At 68.4% G+C, this 2538-nt stretch carries 2 protein-coding genes; both read left to right on the top strand.

The genetic code is table 11. The features are described from left to right. Window positions 1-443 precede the first annotated feature (443 nt). The gene (locus AC6EI8_RS26040) at window positions 444-1127 is read left to right on the top strand and encodes a heavy metal response regulator transcription factor (protein ID WP_149318157.1); all 684 of its coding nucleotides are present in this window, start codon (window positions 444-446) and stop codon (window positions 1125-1127) included. Then, window positions 1124-2538 (top strand): heavy metal sensor histidine kinase (locus tag AC6EI8_RS26035; protein ID WP_150083452.1); only part of this gene is annotated, 1415 nt, incomplete at its 3' end. The genes AC6EI8_RS26040 and AC6EI8_RS26035, both read left to right, overlap by 4 nt.

Below are 2538 nucleotides of genomic sequence, written 5' to 3'. Positions count from 1 at the left end.
GCGGGGCGCCGGACGCTCGGTGAGGCACGGTGGTCGGGGTCGTTCGAGTCATGGCAACACTCCTTCAGATTGGGATCCGGGGCGGTTCTGGGAACCTTGACGAGGGGAGACGGCTTGGCCAAGCACGGTTAGCAGTCTACGAACCGGGCCGGACGCGGCGGTGACGCCAGCCTGACAATTGCGTCAGGATCGGAGGCGCGCCGCGCACCGCGGGTGGCCGGACAAATACCCGGTGGCAGCACGGCTTGCACGGTGATGCCCACGCCGGCGGCAAGCTGACAACGTTGACAGGTTCGGGCGGCGGCTTTCACCTATAGTTGCCGGAAATGGCGGGCGGAAGCCGTTGGCGCGGACATTGCGGGCGACGGCTGTGCCGCGAGTTTGGCGCCAACTGTTTGGCCGCAACTTTGCCGCGAACTTGCCGGACTTGGAGGGCCGGACCCATGAAACTGTTGTTGGTAGAGGACGAGATCAAGACCGTCGACTATCTGCGCCGTGGGCTGTCGGAAAACGGCTATGTGGTCGACACGGCGACCAACGGGGTCGATGGCCTGCACATGGCCTGCACCGAGCCCTACGACGCGATCGTGCTCGACGTGATGCTGCCCGACCTCGACGGCGTGTCGATGCTCAAGTCGCTGCGGCGCGAGCAGCAGACGCCGGTCATCATGCTGACCGCGCGTGACGATCTGGACGACCGGCTCAACGCCTTCGACGCCGGCGCCGACGATTACCTGGCCAAGCCGTTCTCCTTCCTCGAGCTGCTGGCCCGCCTCAATGTGCTGACCCGTCGCGGCCGCCAGAGCGAGCCCTCGCAGCTGACGGTCGGCGACTTGCGCATCGACCTGCTGTCGCGGCGCGCGATGCGCGGCACCCGGCGGCTCGACCTGAGCGCGCGCGAATTCACGCTGCTGTCGGTGCTGGCGCGGCGCCAGTCGCAGATCGTCTCGAAGACGGCGATCACCGAGCTGGTCTGGGACATCAGCTTCGACTGCAATACCAATGTGGTGGAGGTGGCGATCAAGCGCCTGCGCGCCAAGCTCGACTGGCCGGGCGAGCCCAAGCTGCTGCATACCATTCGCGGCATGGGCTATGTGCTCGAATGCCGCGCCGAGGAAATCGCGTGAGCCGCCGCCGCTCGATCGCCACGCGGCTGGCCGCGATGTTCGCCCTCGCGGCGGCGCTGGTGTTCTCGGTCACCGGCTTCGTGATGTATTACGTCCAGTGCGTCGAGCTCGAGAAGCGCCAGCTCGAGGAGCTCGAGGCGCGCTTCCAGCTGATCGGCCCGAAGGCCGCCCACTACGGCACGCAGCCGCAATGGGAGCGCTTCGGCGCGGTGCTGACCGGCATGACGCCAGAGGACGACAGCCTGCGCTATTTCGTCGACACGCCCGATGCGCGCTTCCGCTTCGGCAAGCCGTTTCCGCGCGACGCGGTCACCGTGCAGCGTGCGCCGGATGTCTGGACGGTGCAGTTCGACGACCGCAGCTTCCTGATGCTCAAGCGGATCATTCCCGCGCTGGACGAGCGCCCGGCGCTGGCGCTGGTGGTCGCGGTCGATCAGGCGCCGTTCTACCAGACCAGCCGCGTGCTGGGTGTCGCGCTGATCGTCTGCTCGGCGCTCGGTGTGCTGGCGGTGGCGGTGCTCGGCTGGCGCATCGCCAAGGTCGGGCTGGCGCCGATCGAGGCGCTGTCGCGTCATGCCGGCGAGCTCAATCCGCGCAAGCTGGAGCGGCTGCCCGATACCGATCTGCCGGCCGAGCTGTCCGGCCTGGTGCTGGCGTTCAACGGCGCGCTCGACAAGCTCGAACGCGCCTACGTGCAGCTGTCCGCCTTCAATGCCGATGTCGCGCATGAACTGCGCACGCCGCTGGGCAACGTGATCGGCCAGACCCAGGTGGCGCTGTCACGCCCACGCAGCGCGCGCGAGCTGGAGGACATCCTGCAGTCGAACCTGGAGGATCTGGAACGGCTCGGCCGCATCGTCGTCGACATGCTGTTTCTCGCGCAATCGGACCGGGGTGCGCTGGCGCGCGATCTGGTCGAGGTGTCGGTCGCGCACGAGGTGCGCCGCAGCGCGGACTTCCTCGACATGCTGTTCGAGGATGCCGGCGCGACGCTGGAGATCGTTGGCGACGCGCGGGCCCGCGTCAACGCCTCGCTGCTGCAGCGCGCGATCACCAATCTGCTCGGCAATGCGCTGCAGCATGGCCTGCATGGCCGTCCGGTCGCGGTCGAGATCGGCGACGAGGCCGGCGTGGTGACGATTGCGGTGCGCAACGAGGCCGACCCGTTGTCCACCGCGCAGATGGACCGGCTGTTCGACCGCTTCTACCGCGTCGACAGCGCGCGCGCCGACAGCCGCCAGAACCACGGGCTCGGACTGGCCATCGTCAAGGCCATCGCCACAATGCATGGCGGCGCGGTGTTCGCGCGCCAGTCGCGCGGCGTGGTCTGCATCGGCCTGACGCTGCCGGCGCTGCCGCCGCAGGCGCCGACGTCCGACAGCCTGCCTCCGCTGACACAGGCGGCCACGGC

The organism is Cupriavidus sp. R6-3 (genome assembly GCF_059772245.1).
Note: the sequence above shows the minus strand (reverse complement) of the source record. Positions and strands in the feature narration are given on the sequence as shown.